Origin of the sequence: Blautia sp. 210820-DFI.6.14 (assembly GCF_020558815.1) — a bacterium.
Classification (GTDB): domain Bacteria; phylum Bacillota; class Clostridia; order Lachnospirales; family Lachnospiraceae; genus Blautia_A; species Blautia_A obeum.
On the sequence record NZ_JAJCKS010000016.1, the window covers coordinates 1 to 17,640 of the forward strand.

Annotated in this window: 14 protein-coding genes, 1 tRNA gene and 1 other RNA gene; 13 read left to right on the plus strand and 3 right to left on the minus strand. The window is 43.5% G+C overall.

The genetic code is table 11. From position 1 onward, the window contains the following. Positions 1 to 142: 142 nt before the first annotated feature. From LI112_RS11665 to rnpB, 8 genes are all read left to right on the plus strand, one after another. Positions 143 to 227: transfer RNA gene (locus LI112_RS11665), tRNA-Leu, on the plus strand. A gap of 197 nt (positions 228 to 424) precedes the next feature. After that, the gene (locus tag LI112_RS11670; protein ID WP_055055619.1) at positions 425 to 1,432 is read left to right on the plus strand and encodes a deoxyguanosinetriphosphate triphosphohydrolase; all 1,008 of its coding nucleotides are present in this window, start codon (positions 425 to 427) and stop codon (positions 1,430 to 1,432) included. A gap of 58 nt (positions 1,433 to 1,490) precedes the next feature. Further along, positions 1,491 to 3,287 carry a DNA primase gene (dnaG, locus tag LI112_RS11675; protein WP_022388324.1) on the plus strand — a complete coding sequence of 599 codons (1,797 nt, stop codon included), beginning with the start codon at positions 1,491 to 1,493 and terminating at the stop codon, positions 3,285 to 3,287. Positions 3,288 to 3,326: 39 nt separating this feature from the next. After that, positions 3,327 to 4,451, plus strand: coding sequence for an RNA polymerase sigma factor RpoD (rpoD, locus tag LI112_RS11680; protein WP_022388323.1), 1,125 nt, complete (start codon positions 3,327 to 3,329; stop codon positions 4,449 to 4,451). After that, positions 4,451 to 5,188 (plus strand): class I SAM-dependent methyltransferase, encoded by a 738-nt coding sequence (locus tag LI112_RS11685; RefSeq protein WP_005425623.1) that lies wholly within the window; start codon positions 4,451 to 4,453, stop codon positions 5,186 to 5,188. The genes rpoD and LI112_RS11685 overlap by 1 nt, the downstream gene beginning before the upstream one ends. Further along, positions 5,157 to 5,939, plus strand: coding sequence for a Nif3-like dinuclear metal center hexameric protein (locus tag LI112_RS11690; protein WP_118051052.1), 783 nt, complete (start codon positions 5,157 to 5,159; stop codon positions 5,937 to 5,939). The genes LI112_RS11685 and LI112_RS11690 overlap by 32 nt, the downstream gene beginning before the upstream one ends. A gap of 26 nt (positions 5,940 to 5,965) precedes the next feature. Further along, entirely contained in the window at positions 5,966 to 7,636 is a 1,671-nt protein-coding gene (locus LI112_RS11695; protein WP_138344141.1) for a nucleoside kinase, read from the plus strand. 59 nt (positions 7,637 to 7,695) lie between these two features. Further along, positions 7,696 to 8,047, plus strand: an RNA gene (rnpB, locus tag LI112_RS11700) — RNase P RNA component class A. Between the two features lie 42 nt (positions 8,048 to 8,089). On the opposite strand, the gene LI112_RS11705 is transcribed toward rnpB, so the two are convergent. The 3 genes from LI112_RS11705 to LI112_RS11715 all read right to left on the minus strand — a co-directional run bounded on the left by LI112_RS11705 (position 8,090) and on the right by LI112_RS11715 (position 9,978). Continuing rightward, on the minus strand, positions 8,090 to 8,527 hold the full coding sequence (locus LI112_RS11705) for an aspartate carbamoyltransferase regulatory subunit (protein WP_005425617.1): 438 nt from the start codon (positions 8,525 to 8,527) through the stop codon (positions 8,090 to 8,092). After that, complete coding sequence (gene pyrB, locus LI112_RS11710; protein WP_022388956.1) at positions 8,527 to 9,447, minus strand: aspartate carbamoyltransferase; 921 nt, start codon at positions 9,445 to 9,447, stop codon at positions 8,527 to 8,529. Before pyrB ends, LI112_RS11705 begins: the two co-directional genes overlap by 1 nt. 135 nt (positions 9,448 to 9,582) lie before the next feature. After that, complete coding sequence (locus LI112_RS11715; protein WP_005425118.1) at positions 9,583 to 9,978, minus strand: hypothetical protein; 396 nt, start codon at positions 9,976 to 9,978, stop codon at positions 9,583 to 9,585. 136 nt (positions 9,979 to 10,114) lie between these two features. On the opposite strand from LI112_RS11715, the gene LI112_RS11720 reads away from it, so the two are divergent. The 5 genes from LI112_RS11720 to LI112_RS11740 are packed head-to-tail and all read left to right on the plus strand — an operon-like array spanning position 10,115 to position 17,622. Next, positions 10,115 to 11,413 (plus strand): folylpolyglutamate synthase/dihydrofolate synthase family protein, encoded by a 1,299-nt coding sequence (locus LI112_RS11720; RefSeq protein ID WP_055055614.1) that lies wholly within the window; start codon positions 10,115 to 10,117, stop codon positions 11,411 to 11,413. Beyond that, positions 11,410 to 12,561, plus strand: a complete 1,152-nt coding sequence (gene pheA / locus LI112_RS11725) for a prephenate dehydratase (RefSeq protein ID WP_022388954.1) — start codon at positions 11,410 to 11,412, stop codon at positions 12,559 to 12,561. The genes LI112_RS11720 and pheA overlap by 4 nt, the downstream gene beginning before the upstream one ends. Position 12,562: 1 nt before the next feature. Beyond that, complete coding sequence (locus tag LI112_RS11730) at positions 12,563 to 13,879, plus strand: ATP-binding protein (protein ID WP_005425108.1); 1,317 nt, start codon at positions 12,563 to 12,565, stop codon at positions 13,877 to 13,879. 37 nt (positions 13,880 to 13,916) lie between these two features. After that, positions 13,917 to 15,452 carry an HD domain-containing protein gene (locus tag LI112_RS11735; RefSeq protein WP_022388952.1) on the plus strand — a complete coding sequence of 512 codons (1,536 nt, stop codon included), beginning with the start codon at positions 13,917 to 13,919 and terminating at the stop codon, positions 15,450 to 15,452. A 16-nt stretch (positions 15,453 to 15,468) separates the two neighbouring features. After that, positions 15,469 to 17,622 (plus strand): RNA degradosome polyphosphate kinase, encoded by a 2,154-nt coding sequence (locus tag LI112_RS11740; protein ID WP_227190774.1) that lies wholly within the window; start codon positions 15,469 to 15,471, stop codon positions 17,620 to 17,622. The last annotated feature ends 18 nt before the right edge of the window (positions 17,623 to 17,640 follow it).

Here is a 17,640-nt window from a genome sequence, read left to right on the forward strand (position 1 = left end):
ACTAAGGATCTTGTGAGCATTGCGCTCGTGTGGGTTCAAGTCCCATCTTCCGCATAATACAAAAAAAGGTATTGACAGATGTCAAGTCTTTGGGTATAATATCTGTTATCGCGAGGAAGTCGATTTCCACGAAATGCGATATGCGGAAGTGTCGGAACTGGCAGACGAGCAAGACTAAGGATCTTGTGAGCATTGCGCTCGTGTGGGTTCAAGTCCCATCTTCCGCATGCAGAGCCCTTGATGATTCAAGGGCTTTTCTTTTTGCCCGTACAGGGCTTTTTGTTTTATGTGCACATCTCGAATTGTGTTTGCGAATGTCGAAAAAATTTATCTGCATGTTTTTTTTGAAAAAAAGAGGAATTTGCTGCTTGACACAGAATATAATTAATAAGAGGTATTTTGTCATTCTGTGGAGGGCGTGCCTATGAATATCAGAGAAAGTATGGAACAGAGAGAACTGGAACTTTTAAGTCCTTATGCGGCACACAGTGGTCATTCCAGAGGCAGAGAACGGCAGGAGGAAGAATGTGATGTCCGCACAGTCTATCAGAGAGACCGGGACAGAATTTTGCACTGTAAGGCATTTCGGAGAATGAAGGACAAGACACAGGTTTTTCTTGCACCACAGGGAGACCATTACAGAAACCGTCTTACACATACGCTTGAGGTATCTCAGATTGCAAGGACGATTGCGAAGGCATTGCGCCTGAATGAAGATCTGGTGGAAGCAATCGCACTGGGGCATGACCTGGGGCATACTCCGTTCGGACATGCCGGGGAGAAGGCACTGGATGAGATCCATCCGGGAGGTTTTGCACATTATCGACAAAGCATCCGTGTAGTGCAGGTGCTGGAGAAGAATGGTGAAGGACTGAATCTTACATGGGAAGTAAGGGATGGGATCCTGAATCACCGGATCAGTGGAAATCCGTCTACGATGGAAGGACAGGTGGTCCGCCTGGCGGATAAGCTTGCTTATATCCATCATGATATGGATGATGCGCAAAGAGCCGGCATTATTACAGAAGACGATATACCGGTGACACTTCGAATGCTGCTGGGGTATACAACGAGAGAACGTTTGAATACATTTGTACATGATATCATAGAGAGCAGCATGGAGAAGAATCATATTGAAATGTCTTCGGAGATTTATGAGGCAATGATGGATCTCAGGAAGATCATGTTTCAAAATGTCTATGATCATCCGGAGGCAAAAAAAGAAGAAAAAAAAGCAATCAAAATGCTGAAAAAGCTTTATACATATTATATAGAAAATCCAGATGAGATGTCAGCAGAATACCGGCAGCTGATGAAAAAAGGAGAATCGAAGACACAAGTGGTCTGCGATTATCTGGCCGGTATGACAGACCAGTATTCCATGGCAAAGTTTCGAAAGATCTATATACCAAAAGCATGGGAAGTTTACTGATAAAATGATAGAGGATTACTGTGAACGGAGTGAACAGTAATGACAGAGGAGGATGGGTATGCGTTATTCGGACGATATCATTGAGGAAGTCCGACAGAAAAATGATATTGTAGATGTAGTATCGCAATACGTGAAACTGACAAGAAAGGGAAGTTCCTATTTTGGACTGTGCCCTTTTCATAATGAGAAAACTCCTTCTTTTTCTGTAACACCCGGCAAGCAGATGTATTATTGCTTTGGCTGTGGTGCAGGAGGAAATGTATTTAATTTTATTATGGAATATGAAAATTATTCGTTCGGAGAAGCGTTAAAGCATCTTGCGGACAGAGCGGGAGTAGAACTTCCAAAGATTGAATATTCCAGAGAAGTGAGAGAAAAAGCAGAGCAGAAGGCAGAACTTCTGGAAATCAATAAGCAGGCGGCGCAGTATTATTATTATCAGCTCCGTACAGAAGGCGGCAGGCAGGGACATGAATACCTCGCAGGGCGTCAACTGAGTGAAGAGACGATGCGGAAGTTTGGGCTTGGTTATTCGGACAAGTTTGGCAGCGGCCTGTATAAATATCTCAAATCCAAAGGATACAGCGATGAGAGACTCCGTGAATCGGGACTGTTCAACGTGGATGAACGGCATGGAATGTATGATAAGTTCTGGAACAGGGTTATTTTTCCGATCATGGATGTCAATAATCGTGTGATCGGTTTTGGCGGCCGTGTTATGGGAGACGGAAAGCCCAAATATCTGAACTCACCGGAGACGAAGATTTTTGACAAAAGCCGGAATTTATATGGATTAAATATCGCCAGAACAACAAGAAAGAAATATCTGATCCTGTGTGAGGGATACATGGATGTGATCTCCATGCATCAGGCGGGATTTACCAATGCGGTGGCATCGCTTGGAACTGCACTGACATCAGGCCATGCCAGTCTTTTGAAGCGGTATACACAGGAAGTATTGCTTCTGTATGACAGCGATGAGGCTGGCATTCGGGCGGCACTTCGTGGAATTCCGATTCTTCGGGAAGCGGGAGTGAATTCAAGAGTTGTTGATCTGAAACCCTACAAAGACCCGGATGAGTTTATCAAAAACATGGGAGCAGAGGCATTTGAAGAACGGCTGAACCAGGCATCCGACAGCTTTATGTTTCGTGTGAGTATTGCAGAAAGCGAGTTTCCGATGGAGGAACCACAGGGGCAGAATCGTTTCTTCGAGCGATGTGCAGAAATGCTTCTGGAACTGAAAGATGAACTGGAAAGGAATCTTTATATAGAAGCGATTGTCAAGAAGTATCGGGGACAATACGGTGTCAGCACAGAAGATCTGCGTAAGCGGGTGAATACGCTGGCGCTTAAAGGAACACCGGCCGAAAATCGGATACAGCCAAAGAGTGGCAGTCAGAATAAAAAGAAAAAAGAGACCGCTTCAGAGCAGGCACAGAAACTGATGCTGACCTGGCTGGTAACGTATCCGAATGTTTTTGATAAAGTTGCACAGTATCTGACACCGGAGGACTTTGTGGTCCCATTATACAGAGAAGTGGCGCAGATGCTGTTTCAGCAGAGGGAAGAGGGACAGGTTAATCCTGCGAAACTTCTGAATAGTTTTACAGACAGTGAAGAACAGCGGGAAGTGGCATCACTTTTTAATGCGACGATCCATCTGGAAAATCAACAGGAACAGGATCAGGCGTTTGCAGATACACTTCTCAGGATAAAATCCGAAAGCCTTGCGGAACGGAACCGTAACTGGGATCCTACGGATATGGCAGGATTGCAGCAGATAGTCAAAGCAAAAAAAGAATTGGAAGAACTTGGGCGAAAACGCCGGGAACTGCATATTTCTTTTGAATAAGGTTAAAATATAAACACTATATGGAGGGAATGAGCACCTATGGAAATGAATATGGGCAAATTCAGCGAGAAACTGGTAGAGCTTCTGGAGCTTGCAAAAAAGAAGAAAAATGTACTGGAATATCAGGAAATCAGCGATTTCTTTAAAGACCAGTCTCTGGAAGTTGAACAGATGGAAAAGGTTCTGGATTTTCTGGAAGCCAGTGGAGTTGATGTGCTTCGTATTTCAGGAAATGATGAAGAGCTGATTCTGGATGACGATGCAGACATCGAAAAAATGGATGATGAGGAAGAAATTGAACTGGATAAGATCGATCTGTCTGTGCCGGAAGGTGTCAGCATTGAAGATCCGGTTCGTATGTACCTGAAAGAGATCGGTAAAGTAAGTCTTCTGACAGCAGATGAAGAAATTGAACTGGCAAAACGTATGGAACAGGGTGATGAAGAGGCAAAGAAACGTCTTGCAGAGGCGAATCTTCGTTTGGTTGTAAGCATTGCCAAGAGATATGTCGGAAGGGGAATGTTGTTCCTTGACCTCATTCAGGAAGGAAATCTTGGCCTGATCAAAGCAGTGGAGAAATTTGATTATCGTAAAGGATACAAATTCAGTACGTATGCTACCTGGTGGATTCGTCAGGCAATTACACGTGCGATTGCCGATCAGGCACGTACCATTCGTATTCCGGTGCATATGGTAGAAACGATCAACAAACTGATTCGAGTTTCCCGTCAGCTGCTTCAGGAGTTAGGACGCGAACCTACTCCGGAAGAAATTGCAGAAGAAATGAAAATGCCGGTAGATCGTGTTCGTGAAATCCTTAAGATCTCACAGGAACCGGTATCACTGGAAACTCCGATCGGTGAAGAGGAAGATAGCCATCTTGGTGACTTTATTCAGGATGATAATGTTCCGGTTCCGGCAGATGCAGCTGCATTTACGCTTCTGAAAGAACAGCTGATCGAAGTACTGGGAACACTGACAGAAAGAGAACAGAAGGTACTTCGCCTTCGTTTTGGCCTGGATGACGGACGTGCACGTACACTGGAAGAAGTTGGTAAAGAATTCAACGTTACGAGAGAGCGTATTCGTCAGATCGAAGCAAAGGCACTTCGTAAACTCCGCCATCCGAGCCGCAGCCGCAAGCTGAAGGATTATCTGGATTAATGGCAGGGAATCATGTACAGCTGTCCAGACGCCTCAAAGCTATTGCAGACATGGTGACGGAGGGAAACCGGCTGGTAGATGTGGGATGTGATCATGGATATCTGCCGGTATACCTTATGCTGAATCATAAGATTCCGGGTGCGATCGCGACCGATGTAGGAAAAGGACCGCTGGCCAGGGCACAGGAACATATTGCAGAGTATGGGATGAGCAAATACATAGAGGCGAGACTCTGTGACGGACTGCAGGGCGTCCGCACCGGAGAAGGTGATACATTGGTTATTGCCGGGATGGGCGGCCCTTTGATGGAGAAAATCCTTACAGAAGGTAAGGCTGCATTGCCGGGCTTTCGGGAACTGATTCTTCAACCGCAGTCGGATATTCCTCATTTTCGTCATTTCCTTATGGAACATGGATTCTGTATTATTCAGGAAGAAATGATTCTGGAAGATGGGAAATATTATCCGATGATGAAAGCAGTTTCGGGCAGAACACCAGGAGAAATCTGGACGAGAGAAGAGGAAATGTTTGGAAAACTGCTGTTGGAGCGTCTGCATCCGGTTCTTTATAAGTATCTGCAACGCGAACTGCGAATCAGAGAAGAAATTTCCGGACAATTGAAAAATGCAGCAGGAGAGGGCGCAAAGAAACGCCTGGATGAAGTAGAGGAGGAAAAGCGGTTGATTTTGGCTGCTTTACAGAGATATGAAGGTAAAGGAACTGACAAACTGGCTTGATGGTCGTTATCCGGCTGACATGGCAGAACACTGGGACAATGTAGGCCTTCTGGTCGGTGATGATGAAGCGGAGGTGCATCATGTGCTTTTGGCACTGGATCTTACGGAGAAAACGCTGGATGAAGCAATTTCTGCAGGTGCAGACATGATCATTACGCATCATCCGATGATCTTTGAAGGACAGAAAAAAATAAATAATCATTCTTTTACAGGGCGCAGAATTCTGAAACTGATCAGAAACAGGATTCAGTATTATGCGATGCATACCAATTACGACGTGCTTGGTATGGCAGAACTCAGTGCAGACTATCTGAAACTTACAGACAGAGAAGTCCTCTCGGTAACTGCTCATACAGAGCAGGGTGAAGAGGGATTTGGACGGGTTGGCTGCCTCCCGTATAAGATGACTCTGAAAGAATGCGGAGAATTTGTAAAAGAGGCGCTGGCGCTGAATGATGTCAGGATTTACGGAGATCCGGATACAATGGTAGAAAAAGCTGCCATCTGCACCGGAAGCGGCAAAAGCATGATTTCGGATGTTCTTGCCAAAGGAGCGGATGTCTATGTGACGGGTGATATTGATCATCATACGGGAATTGATGCTGTTGCCAGTGGACTTCCGATCATAGATGCCGGACATTATGGTACGGAATATATCTTTATGAAGGCAATGCGTAAAATTCTGGAAGAAAAATATCCATCACTTCAGATAACATGTGCGAAAATGAAAAGTCCATATATGATACTGTAGCAGGATAGTAACAGGAGGGCTGTTTTATGAATCAGGAAATGGTTAAAGTTACGATTGACGGGAAAGAGCACGAATATGCAATTGGTACGACATACAGAGAAATCGTGGATGAGTATCAGGAAGAAGTGGCAGAAGCGCCTGTCATTCTGGTAATGGCAGATGGAAAATTACGTGAACTCCAGAAGAAACTGAAAGGTGACTGTACACTGGAATTTGTAACGACAAAAGATCATATAGGATTCGAAACCTATAAAAGAACGGTTTGTCTGGTACTGCTGAGAGCAATCTATGATGTGGCAGGAAAAGAAAATATAGAAAAAGTCATGATCCACTATTCCGTCGGAAATGGCTATTATTTTACCATGGCCGGCAAAGCAGTTCTTGATCAGCATTTCCTTGACAATGTAAAAACACGGATGCAGGAACTGGCAGATATGTGTACACCGATTGGAAAACGTTCTGTAAATACAGATGATGCAGTTTCACTTTTTCATCATCATAGAATGTATGACAAAGAAAAACTGTTTCGTTTCCGTCGGGTATCCAAGGTGAATATTTATAATATTGGTTACTATGAAGATTATTTTTATGGTTATATGGCAGATCATGCAGGGTATGTAAAATACTTTGATCTGAAACTTTATGATGAAGGTTTTGTTCTGGAACTTCCAACAAGAAAAAATCCGTCTGTGATTTCAGCGTTTCGCCCGGAAGGAAAAATCTTTCAGGTGCAGAAAGAATCTCAGGAGTGGGCAGAGAAGATGGATATCTCTTATGTCGGAGATCTGAATGATCACATTACAAAAGAAGGTATCAGCAATATTCTTCTGGTTCAGGAGGCACTTCAGGAAGCCAAGATTTCTGATATTGCACAGAGAATTGTCTTGGAAGGCAATAAGAAGTTTATTATGATCGCGGGACCGTCTTCATCGGGAAAGACTTCTTTTTCGCATCGTTTGTCTATTCAGCTTCTGGCGCACGGAATGAAGCCGCATCCGATCGGAGTTGATAATTATTTCAAGAACAGAGAAGAGACTCCGCTGGATGAATATGGAGAAAAAAATTATGAATGTCTTGAAGCAATTGATGTAGAGCAGTTCAACAAAGATATGCTTGCTCTTTTGCGTGGAGAACGTATTGAATTGCCAGTGTTTAATTTTAAGACAGGACACAGAGAGTATAAAGGCGATTTTCTCCAGCTTGGTCCGGAGGATGTGTTGGTTATAGAGGGAATTCATGGTCTGAATGATAAACTGAGCTATGCACTTCCGGCAGAAAGTAAATTCAAGATCTATATCAGCGCACTGACTCAGCTGAATATTGATGAACATAACCGCATTCCGACTACGGACGGCAGGCTGCTCCGACGGATTGTACGTGATGCAAGAACCAGAGGAACTTCGGCAAAAGATACGATTGCCAGATGGCCGTCTGTACGTCGTGGAGAAGGAGCGAACATCTTTCCATATCAGGAGCAGGCAGATGTCATGTTTAATTCAGCACTTGTGTATGAGCTGGCATGCCTTAAAGTATATGCAGAGCCACTGTTATTTGGCATTGATAAGAGCGAACCGGAGTATCTGGAGGCAAAACGCCTTTTGAAATTTCTGGATTATTTCATTTCTGTTCCAAGTGAGGATATTCCACATAATTCACTGTTAAGGGAATTCGTCGGCGGAAGTTGTTTTGATGTATAGAAATCTTGATGATTTTTTTCTTTACTTAAAAATATATTCGTGTTAGAATAACACTCGTGCAAGCAGGTCAGGTGATCGCGGCTGTACAGACGAAAGGGTGCAGACGAGGAAAGTCCGGGCTTCAAAGGGCAGGATGCCGGATAACGTCCGGTGGAGGTGACTCCCAGACCAGTGCAACAGAAATAAACCGCCTTCTTTATGGAAGGTAAGGGTGGAAAGGCAGTGTAAGAGACTACCGCCGTTGTGGTAACAGAACGGGCACATGTAAACTCCATTCGAAGCAAGACCGAAACGAAAGCAATACGGCTGCCCGTCGTGCTTTCAGGTGGGTCGCTTGAGCCAGCTGGCAACGGCTGGCCTAGACAGATGATCACTCAACGACATAACCCGGCTTATCGGTCTGCTTGCATAAAAAAAGAAACGTCTTTGCGGACGTTTCTTTTTTTATGTAATTTATTTATTACGTTTTCCTCTGTATTTCTCTTCACAGTATTTACATCTGTAAACTTCTTTTTCCGGGTCAGCAAGGATAAATACCTGATCGAGCCCCTGCTCAATGGAAGTAATGCAACGAGGGTTTTTGCATTTGATAACGTTTGTGATCTGTTTTGGAAGTTTCAGAATCCTTTTTTCAACAATTTTTTCATCTTTGATAATGTTGACTGTGATGTTGTGATCGATAAAACCAAGGATATCCAGATCGAGGTTTTCAATAGGGCATTCTACTTTGATGATATCTTTAACGCCCATTTTATTACTTTTGGCATTTTTGATAATCGCAACGGTGCAGTCCAGCTTATCAAGCTTCAGGTCATGATAGATGGTCATGGCTTTGCCTGCTTTGATGTGGTCGAGTACGAAACCTTCGTGAAGTGCTCCAACATTTAACATTATACTTCTACCTCCAGTAGTCTGAGAATCAGTGCCATACGGACATATACACCGTACTGAGCCTGTTTAAAATATGCTGCACGAGGATCATCGTCAACTTCAACAGCAATTTCGTTTACACGAGGAAGCGGATGAAGAATATACATGTCCTTTGGAGCAAGTTCCATTTTCTGTTTGTCAAGTATGTAGAAATCTTTCATACGGACATAGTCTTCTTCGTTGAAGAAACGTTCTTTCTGTACACGAGTCATGTAGAGGATGTCAAGTTTTGGAAGAGCATCCTCCAGACGTTCTACTTCTTCAAATTCTACATTGTTTTTCTCAAGGATATCTTCGCGGATGTAGCTTGGTACACGAAGCTCTTCCGGTGAGATCAGAACAAATTTTACATTGGAATAACGGAGTACCAGAGCTTCAATCAGAGAATGAACGGTACGTCCGAATTTCAGATCGCCGCACAGACCGATCGTAAGATTGTCAAGTCTTCCTTTAAGGGAACGAATAGTAAGAAGATCAGTGAGGGTCTGAGTAGGATGCTGATGACCACCGTCACCGGCGTTGATAACAGGAATAGAAGAAGCCATAGAAGCTACGAGCGGAGCACCTTCTTTTGGATGACGCATAGCACAGATATCAGCATAACAGGAAACAACACGAATTGTATCGGCAACACTTTCGCCTTTGGCAGCGGAACTGGAACCGGCTGAAGAGAAACCTAAAACCTTGCCGCCAAGATTCATCATGGCTGCTTCAAAACTTAAACGTGTACGTGTACTTGGTTCGTAAAAACAGGTGGCAAGTCGCTTATCATCGCAGACATGCGCGTATTTTTTTGGATTTTTTTCAATGTCGCTGGCCAGAGTAAGAAGATCATCAAGCTCTTCTTTAGAAAGATCCAGCGGGCTCATTAAATGTCTCATGTGAAACCTCCCTTATTGACTTGTGGTACGGAAAATTCGTAGTACTGTGAATAGTTACGAAAATTCTCTCTTGCACAATCATATACTAGTAGAATTGATTTTTCAAGATGATTTTGCCATATTCATAATAAAATATCAGCGATGGACGGTCAGAATTTTTTCGAAAATCAGTCCGGCAGTAAACCACAGTGGCGCATAGTCCAGACGGATGACACCATGACATTGCAATGGTACACCGCTGTAATCCCAGGGACACATTCCGAACTGCTTCAGGAAGCTTCCACTGATGAATTCCACAAGATAGAATCCGGCAGTATACAGGATTCCACGGTAAAAGAATGGGAAGGAAGATAATTTTACGGACAGTGGAGCAATAACAGCGGCACAGCCGTAGATGGGAAACATCAAAAGAGAAGTCTTTCCTGTAAGAGTCTTCTGACCGGTAAAAAGTGAATGAAGACCGGTCCAGAAAATCTCCATGCACCATCCGGCAGAACCGCACAGTAAAAAATTTGAGATATTCTGATTCATGGCAGCTACTCCTGATTCCTGATAAAAACGTGTTAAGAATACGTAAATAAGTATCTCCCAGTCTTGAAAAAAACATACGTAAATGCTATATTTGTATAAATACACAATTATTTATGAAACACAGGAGACATAGCAAATGGACTATCAACAAAGCAGAGCATATGTAAAAGACGCGGACCGTTATGCGGGCGGTGCTCTGGATCTTACAAATATAAAAGAGCTGATGAAACGACTGGGAAATCCCCAGGATCAGTTAAAATATGTTCACGTAGCAGGAACCAATGGCAAGGGATCCGTAATTGCTTATCTGTATACTACACTTTCGGAAGCTGGATATCGTGTCGGAAGATATATTTCCCCATCCGTATATTCTTATCGTGAGAAGATGGAAGTGGCCGGCAGTGCGGTGAGCAGAGAACAATTTGCGGGATATGTGACCAGGGTTGCTGCAGCAATTAAAGAAATGACTACAGAAGGTCTTGCACATCCCACCCCATTTGAAATAGAAACGGCGGTGGCTTTTTTATTTTTTGCCGAAGAAAAATGTGATCTGGTAATTCTGGAAGTTGGAATGGGTGGAAATCTGGATGCAACAAACATCATTCGAAATACAGTTCTTGCAGTGCTCGTTCCGATCAGTATGGATCATCAGGCATTTCTTGGAAACACGCTTTCTGAAATTGCAGAAAAGAAGGCAGGAATCATCAAACCTGGATGCAGTGTTGTAACGGTCGGCCAACAGCCGGAGACTATGGCTGTAATAGAGCGAGTGTGCCGTGAAAACGGTGCAGATCTGACAGAGGCAGACCTGCATGAAGCAAAAGCAGTGAAAGAAGATTTTGCGGGACAGACGCTGGAGTACCGGGGAGAAAACTATGAGTTGGCACTGGCAGGATCTTATCAGACGGAGAATGCAGCACTTGCACTGGAGGCACTTGAGGTGTTGGGACGAGTCGGATATCCGACAACAGTTGAACAGCGAAAAAAAGGTCTGAAGGATACGAAATGGAATGGACGTCTGACAATCATTCACAGAGAGCCTTTGTTTATTGTGGACGGAGCACATAATCCGGCTGCGGCAGATATGTTGGAGGATTCTGTGCGGAAGTATTTTAAAGGACGCAAACTGTTCTTTATCATGGGAGTTTTTCGTGATAAGGATTATCCTTATATTATTCGGAAACTCTGCCCCTATGCAGAGCAGATCATTACGATTGAGACACCGGATAATCCACGTGCCCTGCCGGCGCAGGAACTTGCGGAAGAAGTAAAAAAATGTAATCCGCACGTGCAGGCCGCGGACAGCATTCCGGATGCGGTAGATAAAATATTTGCAATGGCAGGACGGGAGGATGTCATCCTTTCTTTTGGGTCCCTGTCTTTTATCGGGGAAATTACAACAATTGTCAAAACTCAGGAGGAAAAGAATTCATGACAGATTTACTGGAATGTCGTAAGGAAATTGATGTGATAGACAAAGAAATCTTGCGACTTTTTGAAAAAAGAATGAAAGTCTGCGAAGATGTTGCAGAATACAAGATACATACAGGAAAAAAGGTTCTGGATCCAAAACGCGAGCAGGACAAAATAGAAGTCCTGAAAGAATCTGCTCATGGGGAATTCAATGAACTTGGGGCACAGGAGCTTTTTCAGCAGATCATGGCGATCAGCAGAAAGAGACAGTATCAGTTACTGACCAAAAATGGAGTTGAAAACGATACAAAAGATTATAAGATGGTAGATGCACTTCCTATGACAGGGGTGAATGTTGTTTTTCAGGGAGTAGAAGGTGCTTACAGTTATGCTGCCATGCGTGCGTATTTTTCTGATGCGGTCAATAGTTACCATGTAAAAACATTCCGAGATGCTATGGAAGAAGTTGCATCGGGAAAAGCAGATTATGCAGTACTGCCGATCGAAAACTCTACAGAGGGTATTGTGACGGATATTTACGATCTTCTGACGGAATATCAGTTGTATATCGTCGGGGAACAGGGCGTGAAAGTGGAGCATGTTCTGCTTGGAATTCCGGAGACTTCTCTGGATGAGATTAAAACAGTCTATTCTCACCCACAGGCGTTGGCACAGTGTAAAAAATATCTGGAAAGCCATCCGGACTGGAAAATCGTAAAGACGGAGAACACCGCGGGAGCTGCCAAAAAAGTTCATGAAGAGATGAATCGGTCACAGGCAGCAATTGCGAGCCGGGCGGCAGGAGAGCTTTACGGACTTTCTGTAATGGCAGAGAATATCTGCTACAATGACCAGAACGTGACCAGATTTATCATTGTCAGTGCGCATCCGGTCTATGAGAAAAGTGCGGCTAAGGTAAGTGTTTGTTTCGAACTTCCACACGAAAGCGGAACTTTGTATAATATGCTTTCTCATTTTATTTACAATGGACTGAGTATGACAAAAATTGAATCTCGCCCAATCACAGGTAAAAAGTGGGAATACAGATTTTTTGTGGATTTTGAAGGAAATCTGGAAGAACCGGCAGTTAAAAATGCCCTGCGAGGATTAGAAGCGGAAGCCAATCGGATGAGAGTGCTTGGCAATTATGGACAGCAGGAGGAACAGTAAGATGACGAGAGTAAAAGAATGTGTGCTTTACAGAGGTTTTGAGCACGGAGATATTTTAGATAAAATGACTGCACTGATGGATGCAAGTGAGAGATCAGCAGTCAATGCAAGCGAAATGGAAGAAGAGTTTTATGAATGTGTAAATGGATTGATCGAAATTGCAGGATCTTATGGATTTACAGGAAACCTGTGGCATGACTATCTGACACTGCTTCTTGTAAATCATGAGAATGCATTCAGTATGGCAAGCGAGATCCGCGGTGCGATCGAGGGAAGCATCAATCAGCTGGCACTTCATGATTTCGCAATTTTTAAAGAACTGTATGATTTTGACCTGACAGTACTGGATAAATTATTCCATACTTCCTGCTGCAGCATTCTCTGTAATTATGAGGCACCGCAGGATACGGGAAAAATGTTCAACAAACGTATCCGTGACAGAATCTGTGATATGAGTAAGACGCTGGCAGTAGCCAAAGACACCAATGAATTTATGGCGGACATGGTACAGTTTTACAAGGATTTTGGTGTAGGTAAGCTCGGACTTCACAAGGCTTTCCGTATTGATCATGACCAGAACGGCAGAGCAGTGATCGTACCGGTAACGAGAATTGCACATGTACAGCTGGAGGATCTGGTTGGATATGAGATTCCAAAACAGAAACTGGTTGAGAATACAGAAGCCTTTGTCAGAGGCAGAAAGGCGAACAACTGTCTGCTCTTTGGAGATGCGGGAACCGGTAAATCTTCCAGTATTAAGGGGATTTTGAATAAATATTATGATGAAGGCCTGCGAATCATAGAAGTGTATAAACATCAGTTTGTAGATCTGAACCAGATCATCGCACAGATCAAAGACCGTAATTATAAATTTATCATTTATATGGACGATCTTTCTTTTGAAGAGTTCGAAATAGAATATAAATATCTGAAGGCTGTTATCGAAGGCGGACTGGAACGTAAACCGGAAAATATCCTGATCTATGCAACAAGCAACCGTCGCCATCTGGTAAGAGAAAGAGCCGGAGATAAACTGGAAGTCGGAGCAGATGATGATATTCATTCCTCTGATACCGTACAGGAGAAACTTTCTCTTGTATATCGTTTCGGAGTACGTATCTATTTCGGCGCACCAGACAGAAAAGAATTCCATACTATCGTTAAGACGCTGGCACAGCGTAACGGAATTACAATGCCGGAGGATGAGCTTCTTCTGGAGGCTGGCAAATGGGAAATTTCTCATGGTGGGCTTACAGGACGTACTGCACAGCAGTTTATTGATCATCTTCTTGGAAAGGAAGAAACACAGGAAGCGTAATAACAACGCATAATACAAACGGGAAGGAGCTGGGGGTATGGCAGTAACAACTTTTGCTGCGATTGATATTGGCTCATATGAGATCAGCATGAAAATCTTTGAATTTTCAAAGAAAATCGGATTTCGAGAGCTGAATGATGTAAGATATCGCTTGGAAATTGGAAAAGGTGCATATTCAAGAGGACGGCTGGAGCCGGAGATGGTAGATGACATATGTGTCATTCTGAAAGATTTCAGCAACATGATGCAGGAATTTGGAGTATCCGAGTATCGTGCGTGTGCCACAAGTGCTTTTCGTGAAATCGTAAATCCGGTGATCGTTCAGGAGCAGATCTATCAGCGGACCGGTATCCGGATTGAGATTCTGAGTAATGCGGAACAGCATTTTCTGGGGTATAAATCCATAGCTGCTATTGAATCCGGCTTCAAGAAGATCATTCAGAAAGGAACAGCAATTCTGGATGTTGGCGGTGGTAATCTGCAGGTTTCACTGTTTGATAAAGATGCGCTGGTAACAACGCAGAGCTTTAAGATGGGAAGCATGCGTATTCGTGAAAGACTGAAGGAACTGGAAAAAACAACAACGCATTATGACCAGTTGATCAAGGAATTTATCCGAAATGATCTGACTGCATTTCAGAGACTGTATCTGAAAGACCGTGATATCAAAAATGTGATCCTGATGGGGGATTTCCTGACAGATACTATTTTTCGTGAAGAGCTGGGAGATCATATCATAACCAGCGATGAATTTACCAAACGCTACGAAAAGACAATCTACAAGACAGAACAGGCACTTGCCCAGGAGATGGATATTGATCCGGAATATGCATCATTGGTAATTCCGACGATGGTCATCTGCAAGAATTTTCTGGAAATCTTTCAGGCAGAGTCTGTGTGGGTTCCAGGTGTATCCCTTCTGGATGGAATTGCATATGATTACGGTGAAAAGAAGAAATTTATCAAGAGTGTGCATAATTTTGAAAATGACATTCTGGTAGCATCCAAAAATATTGCAAAAAGATATTCTACTGGTAAAGACCATATTAAAGGAACGACAGATATTGCGCTTACAATTTTTGACAGTATGAAAAAAGTTCATGGTATGGGCGCAAGAGAACGGCTGCTTCTGCAGATTGCGGTACAGCTTCATGACTGTGGAAAATACATCAGTATGGCAGATGTTGCTGAATGTTCGTATCGGATCATTATGGCAACCGAGATCATTGGACTTTCAACGGAAGAACGTAAAGTCATTGCCAGTGCGGTAAGATACAACACGACAGAGTTTGTCTATTATGGAAATTATGATGACGGGCCGGAAATTGACCGGGAAAGATACCTTTTGGTTGCGAAACTGACTGCGATCCTTCGTCTTGCAAATGCCATGGACCGCAGCCATTATCAGAAGGTGGAATCGTTGAGAGTGGTACTGAAGGACAGAGAACTGCAGATGATCATAGATTCCAGCCGTGATATTTCACTGGAGCTTGGTTTGCTTCGTGATAAAGTGAAGTTCTTTGAAGAAGTCTTTGGAATTCGCCTTGTTTTAAAACGGAAACGCAGAGCGTAAGCGGAGGAGGATAAATATGGATCTTAGCAGATATGAAAAACCGGAATACTATGTGAACCGTGAACTGAGCTGGCTGAAATTTGATGAGCGTGTTCTGAGTGAAGCACGTGATAAAAGTCTGCCATTATTTGAACGGCTGAAATTTTTAAGCATTACATCTTCCAATCTGGATGAATTCTTTATGGTGCGTGTGGCATCACTGAAAGATCAGGTACATGCAGGCTATAAGAAAAAAGACATTGCAGGCATGTCTTCGGAGGAACAGCTGAAGGAAATCAGCAGCCAGACACATGAGCTTGTACGTGTGCAATACAGCACGTTTAACCGTTCTGTACTTCCGGCACTGGAAAAAGTGGGCCTTCATCTTGTAGCAGAACATGAAGACCTGACAGTGAAACAGGCAGAATTCGTGGATCGCTATTTTGAAGATAACGTATATCCTGTGCTGACACCGATGGCAATGGATTCTTCCAGACCATTCCCACTGATCCGCAACAAGACATTGAATATCGGTGCGCTGATCGCCAAGAAAAGTAACAAAAAGCATGCCAAAGAACTGGAATTTGCAACAGTCCAGGTACCGTCTGTGCTGCCGAGAATCGTAGAGATCCCTTCTGAAAAGAACGGTGAGAGAACCGTGATCCTTCTGGAAGAGATCATTGAGCGCAATATTGGTAAGCTGTTTCTGAGTAATGATGTAGTCTGTGCGCATCCATACAGAATTATGAGAAATGCAGATCTGACGATTGACGAGGATGAAGCAGAAGATCTGCTGGTTGAGATCCAGAAACAGCTGAAAAAGCGTCAGTGGGGTGAAGTGATTCGCCTGGAAGCGGAAGAAAAGATGGATAAACGTCTTCTGGGTATTCTTAAAGAAGAGTTTGAGATTAAGGATACAGACATTTATAATATTCCGGGTCCGCTGGATTTGACTATGCTGATGAAGGTTTACGGAATGGAGGGCTTTGATGAATACAAGAGTCCGAAATATACACCGGCTCCGGTTCCGGAATTTCAGAATGATAAAGATATTTTTCAGGTGATCCGAGAAGGAGATGTATTTTTGCATCATCCATATATGAGCTTTGATCCGGTTGTAGATTTTGTACGGCAGGCAGCAAAAGATCCGGGTGTACTTGCAATCAAACAGACTCTGTATCGAGTTAGTGGACATTCTCCGATCATTGCAGCGTTGGCGCTGGCGGCGGAAAATGGCAAACAGGTTTCTGTTCTGGTGGAACTGAAAGCAAGATTTGACGAAGAGAATAATATTGTCTGGGCCAAAATGCTGGAAAAGGCAGGATGCCATGTTATTTATGGACTGGTTGGCTTAAAGACGCACAGTAAGATCACACTGGTGGTACGCAGAGAAGAGACAGGAATCCGAAGATATGTACATCTGGCAACCGGTAACTATAATGATTCTACAGCAAAACTATATACAGACTGTGGTATTTTTACCTGTGATGAACGTTTTGGAGAAGATGCGACGGCTGTATTTAATATGCTTTCCGGATATTCGGAGCCGAAGAAATGGAATCGTCTGATCGTTGCACCAATCTGGATGAAAAACCGTTTTCTGCAGCTGATTGAACGGGAAGCAGAACATGTAAAACAGGGTAAACCAGCGGAGATCACGGCGAAGATGAATTCTCTGTGTGATCCTGCAATCATTGCGGCACTCTATTATGCATCTTCCTGTGGAGTACAGATCAATCTGCTTGTTCGGGGTATCTGCTGCCTGAGAACCGGTATACCAGGTATCAGTGAAAATATCCACGTGCGTTCGATCGTTGGAGAATTTCTGGAACACAGCCGTATTTTCTATTTCAAAAATAATGGAATTGATGAAATCTATATGGGAAGCGCTGACTGGATGCCACGAAATCTTGACCGCCGTGTGGAAATTGTATTTCCGGTGGAAGATGAACGTATTAAGAAAGAAATCCTGCATGTACTGGATCTGGAATTCCGTGATAATGTAAAGGCGCATATTCTGCAGCCGGACGGCACTTATGAAAAACAGGACAAGAGAGGAAAGGTTATTGTGAATTCCCAGATGGAATTCTGTAAGGAAGCACAGGCAAAAGCCAAAAAACAGAAGCATGAAGAGAAAAAACATGCTCGTGTATTTATCCCGGCAGAACCTGTGGCTGATCCGGAAGAATGATTTTCGAATCAGAAATGA